Source organism: Vicinamibacterales bacterium, from assembly GCA_036504215.1.
Taxonomy (GTDB): Bacteria; Acidobacteriota; Vicinamibacteria; order Vicinamibacterales; family Fen-181; genus FEN-299.
In genome coordinates this window covers 28,965-48,290 of record DASXVO010000027.1, presented here as the reverse complement: position 1 = coordinate 48,290, position 19,326 = coordinate 28,965, and the positions used below count along the sequence as shown (strand labels likewise).

Sequence of the window (19,326 nt, the reverse complement as noted above, 5' to 3'; positions counted from 1 at the left end):
CCGATGTCCGGATCGCCTTCGATCGCGCGCCGGGCCTGGGCCAGGATCTCCTGCTCCTCTTCCTGACGCCGCAGGTTCTCCTCGTTCAGCTGGGTCGCCAGGACACGTGCTTCATCCGCCTGCGCCTCGTCGGTGGCCAACAGCAGCCTGGCGGTGATATCCGGGGTCGCCATGCGCCCCGCAGCGTTCATGCGTGGCGCGAGGATGAACGCGACGTGATAGCTGCCGATGGTCTTCCCGCCCAAGCCGGACGCGTCGAGCAGCGCCCGCAGGCCCACCTTGTGGGGGCCCTTCGAGAGCATCTCGAGGCCCTGTTTGGCGATCACCCGGTTCTCCCCGACGAGCGGCACGACGTCCGCCAGGGTCCCGAGGGCGGCAATCTTCACGAACGCGGGCAGCCACTTCTCGTGTCCGCTTCGCGTGCAGAGCGCCTGCACCAGTTTCAGGGCCACGCCGACGCCCGCCAGGTGCTTGTCGGGATAGGTGCAATCCGACCGCTTCGGGTTGATGACGGCGACCGCGGGCGGCAGTTCCGCTTCCGGTTCGTGATGGTCCGTGACGATCAGGTCGACACCAAGGGCCCGGGCGCGCCGTGCCGCGTCGAGGCTGCGAATCCCGCAATCTACCGAGATCACCAGGCGGGCCCCCTCTGCGTGCAGCCGCTCGATGGCCGGCACCTGCAGGCCGTAGCCATCGCGAATGCGCTCGGGGATGAAGTGCCCGACATCGGCCCCGAGGGACGCGAGCGCGCGCTCGAGGATCACGGTGGAGGTGATGCCATCGACGTCGTAGTCCCCATGAATCACGATGCGCTCGCGGCGCGCGATGGCGGACAGCACGCGATCGACCGCCACTGCCATGTCGGCGAGCAGATACGGGTCGTGCAATTGGTCGAGAGAGGGCTTCAGGAAGCGAGCCGCCTCCTCTGGCGTGGAGATGCCTCGCAGGCACAACAGCCGCGCAGTGACGGTACTGATTCCAAGCGCGGTCGCCAGCGCGGCCGCCGCGACCTCGTCACACGTCTGATGTTCCCAGAGCAGAGTTGGCATCTAGCCGGCTTCTCACTTCTCGACGAAGTCCACCCCGAGCCGTCCCATGTTCCGGAACTTCTCGTACCGGCGGGCCACCCGGTCATCGGCTGACAGTCGACTCACTTCTCCCAGCGAACGGCGGATCGCCTCGTCGAGCCGGCTCGCGGCCGCGTCGGGATCGTTGTGCGCGCCACCGGCGGGTTCGGGGATAATCTCGTCCACGATGCCGAGACGCAGCATGTCCGGCGCCGTCAGCTTCAGCGCCTCGGACGCCTCCACCTTGCGAGCGGCATCGCGCCACAGGATTGCCGCGCACCCCTCGGGGGGAATCACGCTGTAGATGGCGAATTCCTGGATCAGCACACGATCCCCAATGGCGATTCCCAGGGCGCCGCCGCTGCCCCCCTCCCCGCAGATCGTGACGATCACGGGAACGTTCAGCACGGCCATCTCGCGCAGATTGAACGCAATCGCCTCGGCCACTCCCCGTTCCTCCGATTCGATTCCCGGGTACGCCGCCGGCGTGTCCACGATCACGATGACCGGGCGATGGAACTTCTCGGCCAGCTTCATCGCACGCAACGCCTTGCGATAGCCTTCCGGCTTCGCATAGCCGAAGTTCCGATAGATCTTCTGCTTGGTGTCGCCGCCGCCCTTCTGGTGCCCGACGACGAGCACCGGGGCCCCGTGGAAGACGGCCAGGCCAGCCACGATCGCGTGGTCGTCGGCAAAGCGGCGATCGCCGTGGATCTCACTGAAGCCGTCGAACAGCCGGCCGACATAGTCCAGCATGCACGGACGGTTGGGATGACGTGCGAGCTGGACGCGTTGCCACGGCGACAGATTCGCGTAGATGTCCGCGCGCATCGACACCACGCGTCGCTGCAGCTGTTCGATCTCCCGATCGCGCGGCTCGGTCCGCGGCAGCATCGAGAGCGCCTCGATCTCCTTGAACAGGACGCCGAGGGGCGCTTCGAACTCCATCAGTTCCATGGGTTTGATCATGAGCCTCCTGGCGCATCCACCCTCCGACTCCGCTGCAGCGAGCGCAGCGTTCAGCGCAGGGTCACGGCGCCTTCGCCACAGATCCGTTCCACCTCGGCCACCAACTGCGCAGACGGCTTGACGCGCAACGGGCCACCGACGTCTGCACGGACGCGCAACGGCCTGGCGCCGCCCCTCAGTTCGACCTCGAGGGTGACGCGCCGGTCACCCTTGTGCCGGCCGAGAACGTCGAGAAGCGCCTCGATCGTCGTGCGATCGTGCGGCGGCATTCGCAGGCGAACGGCCACGAGCTTCGCCGCGCGTTCGCGCACGGTGTCGATGCTCACGATCTCGCTGGCCAGGAGGCGACTGCTCTCTTCGTCCCGTTCGTAGCGCCCCTTCACGAGGACCATGCTGTCGGTCTGGATGAGCGGCGCCGACTTCGCGAACGTTTCCGGGAACGCGACGACTTCGATCGTGCCGTGCGGATCGTCGAGCGCGAAGGCGGCCATCCGGTCGCCCTTGCGCGTCTTCAGCGAGCGCACGCTGCCGATGATGCCGCCGATGACGACCTCGAACGACCGCGGGCCCGCAGGACCGTCGGCATTCTCGGTCTCGTCGCCGGCGAGCTCGGCCAGCGTCCGCGCGCCAACCGCCCGCAACTCGATGGCGTAGCGCTCGATCGGGTGGCCGCTCCAGTAGAGGCCCAGGGCTTCCTTCTCCCCTGCCAACTGCAACGCTTCGGTCCACGGCGGTGCATCGGGCAGGTCCAGCTCCCCCGTTGTCCCGCCATCCGATGGCTCGTCGAAACCTCCGAACAGCTGCGCCTGCCCCTGGTCGCGGTCACGCCTCGTCCGATTCCCGTAGTCGAGCGCCTTCTCCACCGCGGCGAACAGGCGCGCGCGGAGCGAGGCAATCGGCAGGTCCGCGCCGCCGGGAGACGACCGCGCCAGCGAATCCATGGCGCCGCCCTTGATGAGGCTCTCAATGACACGGCGGTTCACCTGGCGCGAATCGAGCTGTTCACACAGCTGATACAGCGACCGGATGCGGCTCTCGCGCCTTCGAACCTCGAGCATGGCCACCACGGCGCCTTCCCCGACGTTCTTGACGGCGCCCAGGCCGAAGCGGACACCCTCCGGCGTCACCGTGAACGCCAGCTCGCTGCTGTTGATGTCGGGCGGCAGCACGGCCACGCCCAGCTCCCGGCATTCGCCGAGGTACATCGCGAGCTTGGCGGCGTTCTGCGATTCGATCGTGAGGAGCGCCGCCATGAAGTGCGCCGGGTAGTTCGCCTTCAGATATCCGGTCTGGTAGGCCACGAGCGCGTACGTCGTCGAATGCGACTTGTTGAAACCGTAGCCGGCGAACGCCTCCATCAAGTCGAACAGGTCGCCGGCCTTCTTCGCGTCCACGTGGCGCGCCTTCGCGCCATCGAGGAACTTCTGGCGCTGCGCCTGCATGACGTCGATGCTCTTCTTCCCCATCGCCTTGCGCAGCAGGTCGGCCTCGCCGAGCGTGAAGCCGGCCACTTCGTTGGCGATCCGCATGACCTGTTCCTGGTAGGCGATGACGCCGTAGGTGTCGCGGAGGATCGGTTCGAGCTGGGGCAGTTCGTACTTGATCTCGATCCGACCGTGCTTGCGGCCGATGAAGTCGTCCACCATGCCGCCGCGCAGCGGTCCGGGGCGATAGAGCGCGTTCAAGGCGATCAGATCCTCGAACCGCTGGGGCTTCGCCTTGCGGAGAATCTCCCGCATCCCCGAGCTCTCGAACTGGAAGACGCCCAGCGTCTGTCCGTCGGAGAACAACTGGTAGGTCTTCGCGTCATCGAGCGGCAGCGCCGCCAGGTCGAGTTCGTCTCCGGTCGTCCGCTTGATCTCGGCCACCGCATCATCGAGCAGCGTCAGCGTGCTCAGGCCGAGAAAGTCCATCTTGAGGAGGCCGATCCGTTCGATCTCCTTCATGCTCCACTGCGTGGTGATCTCGTCGCGAGCCCCTTTGTACAGCGGGGCGAACTCGGTGATCGGCTTGGGCGCAATGACGACGCCCGCCGCGTGGACCGAGGCGTGGCGAGTCATCCCTTCGAGGCGCCTGGCGACCTCGAGCAGTTCCCCGACGCGCGGATCGCTGGCTTCGAGGTCCTTCAGCGCAGGGTTCTCGACGAGCGCCTTGTCGAGCGTCATGTCGAGCGAGAACGGGATCTGCTTCGCGACCTTGTCGACGTCTGCGTACGAGATATCGAGCGCGCGCCCCACGTCGCGCACGACGGCCTTCGCCTTCATCGTCCCGAACGTGATGATCTGGGCGACGTTGGCGCGGCCGTACTTGCGGGTCACGTACTCGATTACCTCGCCCCGCCGGCGCTCGCAGAAGTCGATGTCGATATCCGGCAGCGACACGCGCTCGGGGTTGAGGAAGCGCTCGAAGATCAGGTCGAAGTGCAACGGATCGACATCGGTGATGTTGAGGCAGTACGCCACCACGCTGCCGGCCGCCGACCCGCGCCCCGGCCCGACCGGAATCCCCTGTTCGCGGGCGTAGCGGATGAAGTCCCACACGATCAGGAAGTAGCCCGCGTACTTCATCCGCTTGATCATCGCGATTTCGTACGCGACGCGATCCCGGTACTCCTCGATCGTGTGCCGCAACTGGCCGCTCGCCTGGAGCGCCTCGATCCGCGCCATCCGGCGGGCGAATCCCTCCCAGACCATGCACTCGAAGTACTCGTCGAGCGAGTACGGCGCCGGCACGTCGAACTCCGGCAACTGGTGCACGGTCTTGCCCAGATCGACGTTGCACCGCTCGGCAATCCGGACCGTGTTGGCCATCGCCTCCGGGAGATCGCCGAAGACCTCCGCCATCTCCTCCGGCGTCTTCAGGTAGAACTGATCGCCGTGATAGCGCATCCGCTCGACATCGTTCACCGTCTTGCCGGTGCCGATGCAGAGCAGGATGTCGTGCGCCTTGAAGTCCTCCTTGTGCAGGTAGTGCACGTCATTCGTGCACACGAGCGGCAGGTCGAGCGCCTTCGCCACGCGCTGCAAGCCGTCATTGACGACCCGCTGGGCGTCGATGCCCTGATACTGCATCTCGAGGAAGAAGTTCCCTGGTCCCAGGATGTCGCGATACGTGGACGCCGCCTCGATCGCCCGCTGCTCGTGTTCGGTGCGCAGGTGGACGGGAATCTCCCCTTTGAGGCAGCTACTCAGGCCGATCAAGCCACGCGAGTGCTGCGCGAGCAACTCCTTGTCGATCCTGGGCCGGTAGTAGAAGCCTTCGGTGTAGGCCGCGGACACCAGCTTGATCAGATTTCGGTAGCCTTCCTGGTTCTCCGCGAGCAGAACCAGGTGGTTGTTGCTCTCGCCGATCGCGCCGGTCTTGGTGAAACGACTGCTGGTCGCGACGTACGTCTCGCACCCGAGGATCGGCTTGATCCCCTTCTGGCGGGCCTTGTCGTGGAAGACGACCGACGAGAACATGTTCCCGTGCTCGGTCACGGCGAGCGCCGGGATCTTCTGTCGAGCCGCCTTGTCCAACAACTCGTCCACTCGGCACGCGCCGTCGAGCAACGAGTACTCCGTGTGGAGATGAAGGTGAATGAAGTCAGGATGCGCCACTGACGGTATTATAAGCGGCGTGAAGTTGCTGCGATACGTCGAACCCCGTTCCACGACCCTGATGTTCCTTCTCGCGGTCGCGTGTCTCGCGGTCAGCGCGCCCGCTTCGGCTCAGGCCCGCCGGCCGACGCCGCCGCGCCCGGTCGACAGGAAGAAGGAGGCCAGGAAGGTTCCGCCCCTGCACATGACCCTCGATTGGAGCGCGACGCTTTCCGCTCCGCCCGCTGGTGGCATGGCGTCCGACGACACGCATGCGTTCGTGCCGCTCCGCACCGGTGAACTCGCAGCCGTCTCCCTGACCGACGGCAGGATCCTCTGGACGGCGCCGGCGAAAGCGGCCGCCCCGCTGGCAACGGGCGAGGGGCACGTGTTCCTCGCCGCTCAGAACCGGCTCCAGGCACTTGCCATCGACACCGGCAAGCCCACGTGGGACATCGCGGCTCCGGGCCTGGTCACCGCGCCGCTCGTCTGGCAGAACGGCTGGCTCCTTGCTTCGAACGAGGCCGGGGACCTCGTCATGTTCCGCGCCGCCACCGGCGAACTGCTGTGGCGCCGCCCGATGGGCGCCCCCATCCGTGTCCGTCCTGTTCTTGCCGACGACCACGTCTACTGCCTGCTCGAGGATGGCCGGGCGCTGGCGCTCGCGCTCGCCACCGGGAACGTAGTGTGGGACGCGAAGCTCCCCGCGAACGGGACGATGCTCCACGTGATCGGGGATCGTCTGTTCGTGGGTGGCGGAGACCGCTACTTCTACTGCCTCGATGCGCTGAAGGGAAACCGAAAGTGGCGGTGGCGAACCGGCGGGGCCATCGTCGGCACCGTGGCGGCCGACCAGGACAACGTCTATTTCGTGTCGCTCGACAACGTGCTGCGGGCGCTCAACCGGGCGCATGGCGATCAGCGCTGGAAGGCGTCGCTGCCGACGCGCCCGACCGCCGGCCCGTTCCTCCACGCGGGCCTGCTGCTCGTCGCGGGCCGGGCGCCGGCGCTCACGGCTTATCAGTTGGTGGACGGCAGCCCGGCCGGAAGCGTCGAACTGGCCGGCGAACCCGCGGGGCCTCCCCACTTCGTGCCGATGCCGGACTCGCAGTCCGCCCGTATCGTGCTCGTGACCGGTGAGGGCGAAATCCAGATGCTCGTGCCCGGCCCGGCTCCGATTGTCCCGAAGCCAATCCTCGGCCTGCCGATGTACCTGGCCTTGCCCGCGTGGACCGCCGCCGAGTAGTGCCGGCCCGTTCTGCGTTGACGCGGGCGGGCGCCCGGACCAGCCTAGTGGCCCGCGAGTTCCTCGGTCACCACCCGCGTGAGGCGCTGCACGCCCTCGACGATCTTCTCTTTCGACGGCAGCGAGAACGACAGCCGCATCAGGTTCGCGCCGCCGTGGTCCACGAAGAACGCGCTGCCCGTCACGTAGATGACGCGCTGCTCGATCGCGCGCGGCAGCATGTCGTCGGTGCTGCAGTGCGCGGGCAGTGACGCCCAGAGGAAGAAGCCGCCCTTGGGTTCAGGCCAGGTGATGAGGCTGCCCAGGTGTTCCCGAAGCTGCTGCTGCATGAGCGTACGCTTGTCCTGGTAGAACTGCCGCAGCATCGGGAGCCGTCCCATCAACACGCCGCGTCGGTAGGCCTCGTAGATGATGTGCTGGTCGAGCGCCGGCGGCATCAGGTCTTGCGTCTGCTTGAACAGCTCGAGCTTGGCGGCAATCGGTGCGGGCGCCACCATCCATGCGACGCGGAATCCCGGTGCCAGCGTCTTCGAGAAACTGCTCAAGTAGATCACCCGCCCCTCGTCATCGTCGGCCTTGATTGGGCGCGTGTCCTCGGCAGTCGACGTGTCCTCGAAGTAGAGCGCACCGTACGGGTCGTCCTCGATGATGAGCATGTCGGCCCGGTCCGCCCACTCCAGCAGCCTTTTCCGCTTCTCGAGAGACAGCAACAGCCCGGTTGGATTCTGGAAGTTGGGAACCAGGTACAGCGCCCGAACCGCACGGCCAGTCGCGCGCTCGCGCTCCACGACGCGTTCGAGGTCGCCGAGGTCGATGCCGTCGGCCTCCTGGCGGACGCCGACGAGCTTCGCGCCCGTGTTCATGAACGCGCTGATCGCGCCGGTGTACGCGGGCAATTCCACGAGCACGACGTCGCCGGGATCCAGCAGCACACGGCCGATGAGGTCGATGCCCTGCTGCGATCCCGTGGTGACCAGCAACTCCTCGACCGTCGCCTTGATTCCGCGCGTGGCCAGGATCTCGCTGGCCGCCTCGATCAGTGCTTTGTGCCCACGGGTTGGACCGTACTGCAGGACGGACGGATCCGTCCCCGTCAGCAACTCGGCGGCAATCTCCCGGAACGCGTCCCACGCGTAGACCGTCGGGTCGGGGTACCCCGGGGCGAATGAGATCATGTCAGGCACGCGGGTGGCCATGACGCCCATCTTGCGGATCGCCGAACCCTGTGAACGGAGGGCAGCTCGGGATAAGAAGTGTTCGTAGTCAATCATGAGGTCGCTCATTCGGAAGACGGGGCCCCCTGCCGGCCGCTGGGTCGTCGGCAAACGACCGGTACAGCGAAAGATACGCGGCAAGCGCGGTGATCCCGAGGTACTGAAACAGGAGGTTGCGAAGCAGCCAGGCACCCAGTTGCAGGGGTAGGACGATCAAACCTGCCAGCGGCACGTACGCGATCAGGTAGAAACCCCACGTGGCGGCAATCGAGAGGCCCGTCGCCACGACGAGCAGCAGAACCGTCACACCGAACACGCGCGTCAACTTCCAGAACTCGCCACGCAGGAACCTTCCGACCTCGCGCGCGGCTCGGCCGACTCCGCCATCAGTGACGGCCACGACCATCTGCGCCAGAAGGTACAGCACGTTGATCATCGTGATGAGCGCCACAAACAGCGAGATCGCCAGCGCGACGACCGAACCCAGGAGCAGCGGTTGAGCGCCGCCCAGTCGATAGAGGCCGTACGCCAGGAGCACGCAGAGCGTGCCGGCCAGGAGGTAGATGCCGCCAAGGAGGAGGCCCAGGGCCAGGTAACGTCTGAACAGCCGGCCCGCCCCCGCCGTGAACCCCTCGATGGTGAATTGCATCGCGCGGCGGAAGGCCGCGTAGCGCAGCGGTGGACGCTCGATCGGTCCTCCCACACGGTCGGCGTGGACGAGCACTGACACCGTGCCGCCCTTCACGAGGAACATCAGGATGCTGCCGCCGGCGAGAACGAGGAGGAATCCGAAGAGGTAGAAGCCCAGCGCCACGGGTCGCGCGAGCAGCGTTCCCATGACGCCGAACGATATTTCGCGCAGATCTCCCGTGAGGATGTCGCTGATGTCCCGGCCGAGCAGGACGGTGACCAGGATCACGCCGCCGACGACTGGCAGCGCGACGAGGAGCTTGAAGGTCGTTTCAGCAACGGACTGGATGACCACGACCTGCCAGTTGGCGGCCGCGATCAGCGAGCCACGCTTGAGTGCCGTCCGAGCCTTCCCGGGATGCGTCATGTGAGGGTTCCGGCGCCAGGCGCACCGTGCGTCACTATAACACTGAACGCAGCCCTTTTCCGCGCCGTGCGCCTGACGTATCCTGAGCGCAGCGAATGCGACTCGACCTTCGGCCCAACAACGTGCCGGCCATAGCCGCCGGCGGCCTCGTCGCGGCTGCCCTGGTCCTGGCCGGAGGCTGGGTGGCCGAACGCGTGCGCCTTGGCCCCGACGACCGGGCGGCGTACGCGCGCGTCGAGGAGCAGGTCCGGTCGGAGTTCGGCCAGATGGCGGCGGCGCTCGCGTCGATCGCCAGAGACGAAGCGGCGGCGGCGACGGCCGTTCTTCGCGGGTCGAGCGAGGTAGCCGACTTGCGCCCGCTGTTCACCCACGCCGATGCGCTCGTGCATCAGGACCCGGACGGCCGGTTGGCCCTGACGGTGTACGGCCCGTCGGGAGCGCCTGTCGCATGGGCCGGACGCTCCTCGGAACTCCCGCTCGAGCGCATTACCGGGCCGGCGGCCCTGTTTGTCGCCCCGGGCCCTCTGGGCTTCCGGCTGGTTCAGATCGAGCCCGTGTCCCAGCGCCCCGATGGCGAGCTGCGCGCGCGCGCTGAACGAGACGGGAATGCGACCCGTCTCGCACCACGGCCCGGCGGGCGCCCCGGAATAGTGGCAGTCGAGCGCCTGTTCTCCGAGCACGCAGCCGTTGGGGACGCGGCCGGCGAGCGGTTCACCATCTCGACCCGGGTGGCGCCCGTCAACGTGCGCACCCGCTACGAGGGCGCCGGCGAGCGGGTTCACCCCTTCAGCTTCCTTGTGCGCTCACCGACCGGCGAGCCCCTGCTCGAAGCGACGGTCGATCCAGCCGCGCTGCAGCGGGCTCGGCAGGAACATCGCCACACGGTCCAATGCGTGGCCGTTGCCGTCCTCGCACTGGCGCTGCTCTTGATGATCGGACCGCTGCTCGACCGCCGGGTGCTGGCTCGATCTCGTGGGCCGTATATCCTCGCGACCGTCGCGTCCATCGCCCTCGCAATCGGCGCACGGCTTCTCCTCGGTCTCGCGACGCCAGCGAGCGCGACCCGTGTGTTCTCGCTCGAGGCGTATCACTGGTCACGGCTCGGACTGTTCTCGCGCCATCCCGCCGATTTCCTGCTGACCGCGCTGATGGTGCTTGGGCTCGTCGGCCTGCTGGCCGCTCCACTCGAACGCCGGCGCCAGCTCTACGGTGGCAGGCGGCGCCCGGTAATCGACGCTGGCCGGCCCGCCGTCGGGTTTCTCGTGACGCAGGCTGTCGCGGGGGCGGGCCTTGCGCTCGGCGTGATCGGCTACGAGTGGTTCCTGTCCGAGACCTTCAAGCGCACGTCGGTCGACATCCTCTATTTCTCCCCACATCCGTGGAACACCGCCCGCATGGCGATGGCGTGGGGCCTGGTCTTCTTTCACGCCGCCTTTGCCTGGATCGCGGTTCTCCTGCTTCGGACAGGGCTGGCTCCCTGGCGTTTCCGCCGCCGAGACGTCCGTACCGACGCGCTGCTCCTCGTCACCTGGGCCCTGCCAGTTGCCGTGGTCTGGACGTGGTTCCGGACCGTCGCCGGCACCGACCTGCCGAATCCGGAGGCGCTGCTCGTCTGCGGGACGCTCCTGCTGACGGCCTTCCTCGCGCCGCGCAGCCTGATCCGCGTGCGCCACGCCTCCCAGGGGTACCGGCTGATCGCCATGTTCCTGGTGCTGCTCGCTCCGGCGGTCATCACGTACCCATCGCTCGTCTACTTCGAGGAGGGCGCCCGACGCCGGGTGGTCGAGTTGAGCTATGCGCCAGAGGTCCTCGGCCGCCGGGAGAACTTGCAGGAGCGCCTCCAGGCGGCGCAAGGGGAAATCGACAGCCGCGGGGCCGCGTTGGATGCGTACGTCTCGGTGTTGGCGCCGACGTTCGGGGAGGCGATTCCGACCCAGAGCGCGTTCCTGGTCTGGAGCGGCACGGCTCTCGAGCGGTATCGCGTCTCCTCGGCCATCGAGCTGTACAACGCCGGAGGGGCGCTCGTCAGCCGGTTTGCGCTCAACCTGCCCGAGGACGCCTCCCGCCAGCTGTGGCACGAGGAGAGCTGCAACTGGCAGACGTTCGGCGAGATGAGTCGGTTCGGCGCCCACGAACGCCAGTTGCTCCATGCCGGTCGGAACATCTGCGGGCCGCAGGGAGCGATCTTCGGCACGATCGTCATCCACGTCATTTTGGACGACAGTACGATTTCCTTCATCTCGTCGCAGAACCCGTACTTCGAGTTGCTCCGGGGCCAGCTGACGCATCCGCCCGACGAGAACCCCAGTCGCGAGATCTTGTTCGCCGTCTACGGCTGGAGCCGCACCCCGCTCTACGTGTCGGGCAACAGCGCCTGGCCAATCGACGACCATCTCTTCTCTCAGATCTGTGCCTCTCGGCGTCCGTTCTGGACCCGACTCGCGGCCGCCGGTGTCGTGTACGAGGTCTACATCGAGAACGACCGGCCCGGAATCTACGCGCTCGGCTACCCGGTGATCCAGCCAATCGAACACCTCATCAACCTGGCGGAGATGACCGTGCTCGTCGCGCTGGCCTACATCGGCATACTCAGCGGCGGCGCGCTGTTCCGCGCGCTCGGCGCGCGCCGCGTGCGGAGCGGCCGGGCACTGCTCCGAGAGATTCGCGAGAGCTTCTATCGCAAGTTGTTCCTCGCGTTCGTGGCGGCGTCGGTCGTCCCGGTCGTGACGCTCGCTCTCGTGACGCGGGCCTACATCGCGGACCGCCTGCGGCATGACGTGGAGTCGGCGGCCCACAAGACCACGGCCATCGCCCGGCAGATGATCGAGGAGTACAGCATTCAGCAACCGGGCGGCCCGGACGCCGTCCTGACGCTGAGCGACGATGCGATGGTGGGATTGAGCCGGGTGATCGGTCAGGCGGTGAATATCTTCATCGGCCCGCAACTCGACGCGACGAGCGAGCGCGATCTGTTCGCGTCAGGGCTGCTGCCCACCCGCACGCCTGCCGACATCTATCGTGCGATCGTCCTCGACCGGATGCCGACCATGATCACCGAGGAACAGGCGGCCACCGTTCGCTACATGGTCGCGGCGGCGCCCGTTCGTGCGGCCGGCCGGGAGGCGATCCTCACCGTGCCGCTGACACTGCGCCAACAGGAAATCGAGCGCGAGATCGACGATTTGAACCGCCGGATCATCCTCGCCGCGCTGCTGTTCATCCTGATCGGCGCCGCAATCGGCTACCCGATGGCCGAGCGGATCGCCGATCCGGTGAATCGCCTGACCCGCGCGACCCGGCGTATCGCGCGTGGCGACTTCGACGCCAGGATTGCGGCGACCTCGTCCGACGAGCTGAGGCGGCTCGTCGAGGCCTTCAACCGGATGTCGGCCGAACTCCAGCAGCAACGGGGCGAATTGGAGCGGACCCACCGGCTCGAGGCCTGGGCAGAGATGGCCCGGCAGGTCGCCCACGAGATCAAGAATCCGCTGACGCCCATCCAATTGTCGGCCGAACACCTGCGCCGGGTGCATGCCGACCGCGGGAAGCCGCTCGAGCCGGTGCTCGAGAACTGCGTCGATTCGATCCTCTCCCAGGTCCGCCTGCTGCGCCAGATCGCGTCCGAGTTCTCGAGCTTCGCCTCGTCGCCCACCGCGCGTCTGGCGCCAGCGGGGCTGCAGGAACTCGTCGACGAGGTGGTGAGACCCTACATCGCTGGCGCGGGCGAGCGCGTGGCCTTCCGCATCGACGTCCCCTCCTCCCTTCCGCCCACGATGATCGATCGCACGCTCGTCGGGCGCGCCCTGACCAACGTCATCGACAACGCCCTGCACGCCATGCCCGGCGGTGGATCGCTGACGATCATCGCGCGGCCCCAGCCAGAAGGCGTCGTCCGCTTGACGGTGGAGGACAGTGGCGTCGGAATGGACCAAGAAGCGATGAAGCGGCTGTTCGAGCCCTACTTCTCGACCAAGGCGGTGGGCACCGGGCTGGGCCTGGCCATCGCCCGGCGGAACATCGAGCTGAACCACGGCACGATCTCGGTCACGAGCGAACGCGGCCGCGGCACCATCGTGACCGTGATCCTGCCGGCCGCCGCGGCCTAGCGAATCGCAATCGCGGCAATCCGCCTATTCCTGTGCCGGCTTGGCGCGGGGCTCGTCGACGACCCGCGCCTCGGCGTCCCCGCCGCCCCCGCGCCTCCGCAGACGCGAGATCCCCATCCCGATGAACGCGGACAGGAGATAACCGTACGCGATGACGAGGAGGGTCCAGCGTGGGTGCGTGGCAATCGCGCCGAACATGACGGCGACGAGCAGCAGCACCGTGTATGGACGCCGCGCGTGCAGGTCAATCGTCTTGAAACTGCGGAAACGGATCGTGCTGACCATCAGCACGGCCGGGATCAGCATCAACGCCAGCGCAGGCAGCGCACTGGCGTAGTCGTGCAGGCCTGCCGGATACACGTATACGGTCGCGGCGGGAACCGCCGCGGCCGCCGGGATCGGCATCCCGACGAAATAGCGCTTGTCGGTGGTCGCCTGGATGTTGAACCGAGCCAGCCGAATGGCGCCACCGGTCAGGAACAGGAAGCCTGCCGCCCAGCCGAGCCGGCCCAAGGGCTCCAGGCCCCACATGAACACGAGCACGGCGGGAGCCATCCCGAACGAGACGACGTCGGCGAGCGAATCGAACTCGACGCCGAACGCGCTCGTCGTGCCAGTCATCCGCGCGATGCGGCCGTCCAGCATGTCGAGAATGACGGCGAACCCGATGAGTGGCGCCGCCATTTCGTACTCGCCGCGCGTCGCGTAGACGATGCACGCGTAGCCGCAGAACATGTTCGCCAGCGTGAACAGGCTTGGCAGCAGATAGACGCCCCGGCGGAACCGACGGCGCTGCATCTCCGAGCGTCGCCGCAACGGGTGCAGCATCTTCAGTCTGCGTTCCGGTTCGGGATCAAACGGCATGTGCCCTCATCATAGCGTCGCCAGGCGTGTCAGCCCCGCCTTGACGCGGTCTCCGGGCGCCACGAGCAGGCGTGTCCCCTCCGGCAGGAACAGATCGATGCGCGAGCCGAACTTCATGACGCCGAACCGCTGGCCGGCGCGCACCTCGTCGCCAGCCTTCACCCGGCACACGACGCGGCGAACGAGCACGCCGGTAATCTGACGGCAGACGACCGTCCGGCCGTTCCCTTCGATCCATATCTCGTTGCGCTCGTTCTCGATCGTCGCCTCGGGCTTGTAGGCCGCGCGAAACGCACCGCGATGGTAGTCCACTCTGGTGACACGACCGGACACCGGGATCCGGTTCACATGGACGTCCAGCGGCGACAGGAAGACGCTCACCTGCGTCCAGGCTCCCGGCGGCGCGGCGTTGGGCTCCGGCGGACCCGCCACCATCACACGGCCATCGGCCGGAGAGATTACGGTGTCGGCCGGGGCCTCGGCGTGACGCTCAGGGTCGCGGAAGAAGAACAGGAATGCGAGGGCGACCGCAACACATGGCGAACTCCAGAGCGGCTGGCCGATCGCCGCGAGCGCGACAGCCGGGATGAGGGCGCCTGCGATGAATGGGTATCCGGCTCGGTCGATCATCATGGACGACAGCGAATCGGGCAAAAGACGCGTGAAGACGTCGAGAGCCGGCGACCGTGGCCGCCGGCTCCTCGAATCAGCAACTCGGGAACAGCGTCGCTGCCGCCGCGCGGCTCATCCGCGCTGCAGGCTGGGCGTCACCCCCTGAACGGATGGAGGGGCCGTGCGCTGACGGTAGTGGCGGACAATCGCCTCCATCTTGTCCTTCAACTGCAGCTTGCGCTTCTTCAACGTGATTTCTTCGACCTGTTCAGGACCAGAGAGGTAGTGCTTGGCGGTGAGCTCGTGCAGTCGCTCTTCGAGTTCGTGGTGCTTGCTGGCGAGTTGGCGGAACTCCTCATCGGTTTCGAGCAACAGGGGCTTTAAATCCTGTGAGTCGGCCATTCTCCGCCTCCTTCAATGGAAAAATGAGAAACGCGCGGCTGCACCCGCGGGTCATGGTCTGAACACGCTCAGGAAGTGGCCGGTACTGGGGCAAGGTGCCAGGCAATCTAATGGCACGCTACCACATCGTACCGGGCGTTTCAAGCTGCACCTTGTCCGGAGGTGCCCGGAGGCGAAGAAAACTCGTCGAGCCAGAGCACGAGGGCGTCTTCGACAGGGTTCGTGTAGTAGTTCGTCCGCGCGCCGGCCACGTAGAAGCCTAGCTTTTCGTATAACTTAAGCGCGGCCACGTTCGACCGTCTGACCTCGAGTGTCGCTCGACGGGCCCCGAGGCCGGCCCCCAGCCGGAATACGAAACCGAGGAGCGCCCGCCCGACGCCTTGCCGACGGCATTCCGGCCTGACCGCCACGTTGTTGATGTGAATCTCGTCCAGGACCACCCAGATCGTGCAGAAGGCGGCCACGTGCCACTCGGGCGTCCGCAGGACGAACGCGTAGGACACCCCCACGTTCTGTAGTTCCCACAGGAACATCTGCCTCGTCCACGGGTTGGTGAACGACGCCTGCTCGATGGACAGGACGTCGTCTATGTCGCTTTCCTCGAGCGTTTCCACCACCCAACCCGGCGGCAGGCCGTCGTGGACTCCCGGAGGTTCACAGGGAGGCGAGGGGCGGCCTTCGCGCGTCACGACCGGCGCCCCGCACGTCGGTCGCGGGCCAGTTCGGCGTCCGGGCGCCGGATGTAGACCGGCTTGATCGCATGAGGACGAACCGCGCGGTCAGCCAGCGCCTGTCGTTGCGCGATCCGGGCGATGGCCGGGGCCAACGGTGGCGTGGCGCCGACGACCTCCTGGCCCGCCGAGGCGTGTTCGAGGATGTCGCGGTACCGTATCGCCCCGTCGCCCGCGAACCGCACCCGGCGTCCTGCCAGATCCTCCGCCCACCCGGCGAACACGGCTTCGGGCGCCGCGACAACCGGTCCCCGAAGCGGTTCGAGCGGCGTGCGCCGGTCATATCCGGCGGCCGGCCGGTAGAGTGAAGCAAATACTTCGCCGCGTTGTGCGTCCATGACCGCGGCAACCAAATCCGGCCGTGCGGCCCGGCCGTCCTGGCCGTCCTCCAGCGCCGCGCAGGCCAGCGCGTCGAGCGCCGACACCGGCACCACCAGGCGACCGTTCGCGTACGCGAGCCCCTGGATGGCAGCGATCCCAATCCGCAGGCCCGTGAACGATCCCGGGCCCGCTGCGACGCCATAGAGATCCACATCCCGTAACGCCAGGCCGTGGCGGGCCAGGCACTCGAGCAGATCTCCCGGAAGTCGCGTGGCGTGCGTGCGATCAGCAGACCCGACGAATACCTCGATCATCTCCGCGTCGCGCATGAGCGCGAGACTTCCGGCCCGGGTGGTGGTGTCGAGTGCGAGAACGAGCATCAGGGTAACCGCCCTTCATTGTAGACTGTCTGGAAAACCAATGGTACCTCCCGCAGAACACTCCTCGTCGGCCGGCACGCTCGGACAGGCTACCCCGGCGATGCGCCAGTATCTCGAGGCGAAGCGGCAATACCGTGACGCCATCGTCTTTTTCCGGATGGGCGACTTCTACGAGATGTTCTACGAGGACGCGCTGGTGGCGTCCCGGGCCCTCGAGTTGACCCTGACCTCTCGCAGCAAGGACTCGAGCGGCGGCACGATTCCCATGTGCGGCGTGCCCTACCATGCCGTCGACGGCTACCTGGCCCGTCTGGTGAAGAAGGGATTTCGCGTCGCGATTTGCGATCAGGTCGAGGATCCGCGCAAGGCGAAAGGGCTGGTCCGGCGTGAGGTGGTCAGGGTGGTCTCGCCGGGAACGTTGACCGACGCCGCCTACCTCGATGCCAAGGAACCAGCGTTTCTGATGGCTCTTGCACCGTCCTTCGCGGCGCCGCGCAAAGCGCAGGCCACCGGGGCTGCGGCCGGGCTCGAGGCGATAGGCATTGCCCTCATCGACCTCTCGACCGGAGAGTTCACGACGGCCGAGTATCTCGGCGACGTGGGACGCCAGGCGCTGGCCGACGAGATGGGTGTGCTGCGGCCGCGTGAACTGGTGGTGCCGGACGATTTCACCGTGGCCGACTTCCTTCCCCACGTCGCCGCGCTGAAGATCCCGACGACGGCCGTCGAAGCCTGGACTTTCGAGGCCGAATCCGCCCGCGCCAGCCTGGTGGAACAACTGCGGACGCAGAGTCTGGAGGGCTTCGGCCTCGAGGGGCGCGTGCCCGCCATCCGCGCGGGCGGCGCCCTGGTTCGGTATCTCCGCGAGACGCAGAAGGCAGATCTGGCGCACGTGCGTGCCGTCACCTTCAGGCAGACCGCCGAGACGCTGGTGGTGGACCCCATCACGCTCCGCCATCTGGAAGTGGTGGAGTCGTCGAGCGGCGTCCGCGCCGGTTCCCTGCTGGACGAGATCGATCGGACGATCACCCCGATGGGCGGACGCCTGCTCCGCCAGTGGCTGCTCAGGCCGCTGCTCTCCCTGGAACGGGTGCGCGACCGCCTGGACGCGGTTGAGGACTTCGCCTTCAAGACCACGGAACGGGGCCGGTTCCGCGACACTCTCAAGGCGGTGCAGGATCTCGAGCGCCTGGTCGCCCGCACGGCGCTCGGCTCGGCGGGTCCACGCGACCTCGTCGCGCTGAAACAGTCGCTTGGCGCCGTCCCCAGGCTTCGGTTGATCCTCGAGGACCTTCAGGCACCGCTCGCACGAAGCCTGGCCGCCGAACTCGATGACGTGCCCGAAGTTCGGTCGGCGATCGAGTCGGCGATCGCCGACGATCCGCCGGCGCTGGCCCGTGACGGCGGGTTCGTGCACGACGGCTTCGATCCGGCACTGGACGAACTCCGCACCATCAGCCGGTCGGGCAAGCAGGTGATTGCGCAGATGGAGGAGCAGGAGCGGCAGCGAACCGGCATTCCGTCGCTCAAGATCCGCTACAACCGGGTGTTCGGCTACTACATCGAGGTCTCGAAATCAAACCTGCACGCGGTGCCGAACGACTACCACCGCAAGCAGACGATTGCCGGCGGCGAACGTTTTGTCACGCCCGCGCTGAAGGAATACGAAGAAAAGGTAGTCGGCGCGGACGAACGGATCCTGGTCCGCGAGGTCGAGATCTTCGACCGGTTGCGCGGTGAGGTCGCGATGCTCGCGCCCCGCATCCAGGACTCGGCGCGCGCCATGGCCGCGCTCGACGCCCTGTCGGCGCTCGCTGAGACCGCCACGTTCAACAACTACATCAAGCCGCACGTGCACGACGGCGACGAGCTCCAGATCGTGGACGGCAGGCACCCCATCGTCGAGCGGCGGTCGTCGGACCAGTTCGTGCCCAATGACACGCTGCTCAACACCACGTCGAACCAGTTGGTGATCCTGACCGGCCCGAACATGGGTGGCAAGTCCACCTACCTGCGGCAGACGGCCATCATCTGCCTGCTCGCGCAAGCCGGCTCGTTCGTTCCCGCACGGCAGGCGAAGCTCGCGATGGTGGACCGCATCTTCGCCCGGGTCGGCGCCTCCGACAACATCGCGCGCGGTCAGTCGACCTTCATGGTCGAGATGCAGGAAACGGCAAACATCCTGCACTCGGCGACCTCGCGCAGTCTGGTCATCCTCGACGAGATCGGCCGCGGCACGGCCACCTTCGACGGCCTCAGCCTTGCCTGGGCGGTGGCCGAGCACCTGGCGACGAACCCGAAGGCCCGGCCGAAGACAATCTTCGCGACGCACTACCATGAACTGACGGATCTGGCCGACGGCATCGCCGGCGTCGTCAACTACCACGTGGACGCACGCGAGTGGCGCGACGACATCATCTTCTTGCGAAAGGTCGTTCCGGGCCGGTCGGACCGAAGCTACGGCATCCAGGTCGCTCGGCTGGCCGGGCTCCCTCAGACCGTCGTGGAGCGGGCGCGGGAGATCCTCGGCGCGCTCGAACACGACGAGTTGACGCGCGGCGGCCGGCCATCGGTGAGCCGGACACCGACCGAGCCTCAGCAGCAACTCGGCCTGTTCCAGTCGATGCCGTCCAATGGAGAACGCCTCCTCGAGCGCCTGCAGGGAATCGACCCCGATCGAATGACGCCGATCGAGGCTCTGGGCTTTCTGGCCGAGCTCAAGAAGGACGCCCAGGAACCATGACGGCCGGTCGGCTTTCGCTTCCTGGGCCGCATGTTC

The 19,326-nt window shown here is 67.0% G+C and carries 13 protein-coding genes; 3 read left to right on the top strand and 10 right to left on the bottom strand.

What is annotated here, in order from left to right:
- From VGK32_06440 to VGK32_06430, 3 genes are all read right to left on the bottom strand, one after another.
- A partial coding sequence (locus VGK32_06440; protein ID HEY3381387.1) for a DHH family phosphoesterase occupies window positions 1-1,049 on the bottom strand: 1,049 nt, incomplete at its 3' end.
- 12 nt (window positions 1,050-1,061) lie between these two features.
- Entirely contained in the window at window positions 1,062-2,036 is a 975-nt protein-coding gene (locus VGK32_06435) for an acetyl-CoA carboxylase carboxyltransferase subunit alpha (GenBank protein ID HEY3381386.1), read from the bottom strand.
- A gap of 50 nt (window positions 2,037-2,086) precedes the next feature.
- Window positions 2,087-5,635, bottom strand: a complete 3,549-nt coding sequence (locus VGK32_06430; GenBank protein HEY3381385.1) for a DNA polymerase III subunit alpha — start codon at window positions 5,633-5,635, stop codon at window positions 2,087-2,089.
- 19 nt (window positions 5,636-5,654) lie between these two features.
- On the opposite strand from VGK32_06430, the gene VGK32_06425 reads away from it, so the two are divergent.
- Window positions 5,655-6,860, top strand: a complete 1,206-nt coding sequence (locus tag VGK32_06425; GenBank protein ID HEY3381384.1) for a PQQ-binding-like beta-propeller repeat protein — start codon at window positions 5,655-5,657, stop codon at window positions 6,858-6,860.
- Between the two features lie 44 nt (window positions 6,861-6,904).
- Here VGK32_06425 and VGK32_06420 read toward each other — a convergent pair whose 3' ends face one another.
- Together VGK32_06420 and VGK32_06415 are read right to left on the bottom strand one after the other, a co-directional pair.
- Window positions 6,905-8,131, bottom strand: a complete 1,227-nt coding sequence (locus VGK32_06420) for a PLP-dependent aminotransferase family protein (GenBank protein ID HEY3381383.1) — start codon at window positions 8,129-8,131, stop codon at window positions 6,905-6,907.
- The gene (locus tag VGK32_06415) at window positions 8,124-9,131 is read right to left on the bottom strand and encodes a hypothetical protein (protein ID HEY3381382.1); all 1,008 of its coding nucleotides are present in this window, start codon (window positions 9,129-9,131) and stop codon (window positions 8,124-8,126) included. Before VGK32_06415 ends, VGK32_06420 begins: the two co-directional genes overlap by 8 nt.
- 95 nt (window positions 9,132-9,226) lie before the next feature.
- Here VGK32_06415 and VGK32_06410 point away from each other — a divergent pair, with 95 nt between their 5' ends.
- On the top strand, window positions 9,227-13,237 hold the full coding sequence (locus tag VGK32_06410) for an ATP-binding protein (GenBank protein ID HEY3381381.1): 4,011 nt from the start codon (window positions 9,227-9,229) through the stop codon (window positions 13,235-13,237).
- A 24-nt stretch (window positions 13,238-13,261) separates the two neighbouring features.
- On the opposite strand, the gene pssA is transcribed toward VGK32_06410, so the two are convergent.
- From pssA to tsaB, 5 genes are all read right to left on the bottom strand, one after another.
- Entirely contained in the window at window positions 13,262-14,101 is an 840-nt protein-coding gene (pssA, locus tag VGK32_06405; protein ID HEY3381380.1) for a CDP-diacylglycerol--serine O-phosphatidyltransferase, read from the bottom strand.
- Between the two features lie 9 nt (window positions 14,102-14,110).
- On the bottom strand, window positions 14,111-14,734 hold the full coding sequence (locus VGK32_06400; GenBank protein ID HEY3381379.1) for a phosphatidylserine decarboxylase: 624 nt from the start codon (window positions 14,732-14,734) through the stop codon (window positions 14,111-14,113).
- A 111-nt stretch (window positions 14,735-14,845) separates the two neighbouring features.
- Window positions 14,846-15,115, bottom strand: a complete 270-nt coding sequence (locus VGK32_06395; GenBank protein HEY3381378.1) for a YdcH family protein — start codon at window positions 15,113-15,115, stop codon at window positions 14,846-14,848.
- 140 nt (window positions 15,116-15,255) lie between these two features.
- On the bottom strand, window positions 15,256-15,729 hold the full coding sequence (gene rimI / locus VGK32_06390; protein HEY3381377.1) for a ribosomal protein S18-alanine N-acetyltransferase: 474 nt from the start codon (window positions 15,727-15,729) through the stop codon (window positions 15,256-15,258).
- Between the two features lie 71 nt (window positions 15,730-15,800).
- Window positions 15,801-16,547: a tRNA (adenosine(37)-N6)-threonylcarbamoyltransferase complex dimerization subunit type 1 TsaB gene (tsaB, locus tag VGK32_06385; protein ID HEY3381376.1), complete on the bottom strand. Its 747-nt coding sequence runs from the start codon at window positions 16,545-16,547 to the stop codon at window positions 15,801-15,803.
- Window positions 16,548-16,587: 40 nt separating this feature from the next.
- Between tsaB and mutS the strand changes: the two genes are divergently transcribed.
- Window positions 16,588-19,290 carry a DNA mismatch repair protein MutS gene (mutS, locus tag VGK32_06380; GenBank protein ID HEY3381375.1) on the top strand — a complete coding sequence of 901 codons (2,703 nt, stop codon included), beginning with the start codon at window positions 16,588-16,590 and terminating at the stop codon, window positions 19,288-19,290.
- The last annotated feature ends 36 nt before the right edge of the window (window positions 19,291-19,326 follow it).

Coding starts and splice junctions, on each gene's coding strand:
- VGK32_06435 (HEY3381386.1), bottom strand. CDS start 2,036: ATGATCAAACCCATGGAACTGATGGAGTTCGAAGCGCCCCTCGGCGTC.
- VGK32_06420 (HEY3381383.1), bottom strand. CDS start 8,131: ATGATTGACTACGAACACTTCTTATCCCGAGCTGCCCTCCGTTCACAG.
- VGK32_06415 (HEY3381382.1), bottom strand. CDS start 9,131: ATGACGCATCCCGGGAAGGCTCGGACGGCACTCAAGCGTGGCTCGCTG.
- VGK32_06410 (HEY3381381.1), top strand. CDS start 9,227: ATGCGACTCGACCTTCGGCCCAACAACGTGCCGGCCATAGCCGCCGGC.
- pssA (HEY3381380.1), bottom strand. CDS start 14,101: ATGCCGTTTGATCCCGAACCGGAACGCAGACTGAAGATGCTGCACCCG.
- VGK32_06400 (HEY3381379.1), bottom strand. CDS start 14,734: ATGATGATCGACCGAGCCGGATACCCATTCATCGCAGGCGCCCTCATC.
- VGK32_06395 (HEY3381378.1), bottom strand. CDS start 15,115: ATGGCCGACTCACAGGATTTAAAGCCCCTGTTGCTCGAAACCGATGAG.
- tsaB (HEY3381376.1), bottom strand. CDS start 16,547: ATGCTCGTTCTCGCACTCGACACCACCACCCGGGCCGGAAGTCTCGCG.
- mutS (HEY3381375.1), top strand. CDS start 16,588: ATGGTACCTCCCGCAGAACACTCCTCGTCGGCCGGCACGCTCGGACAG.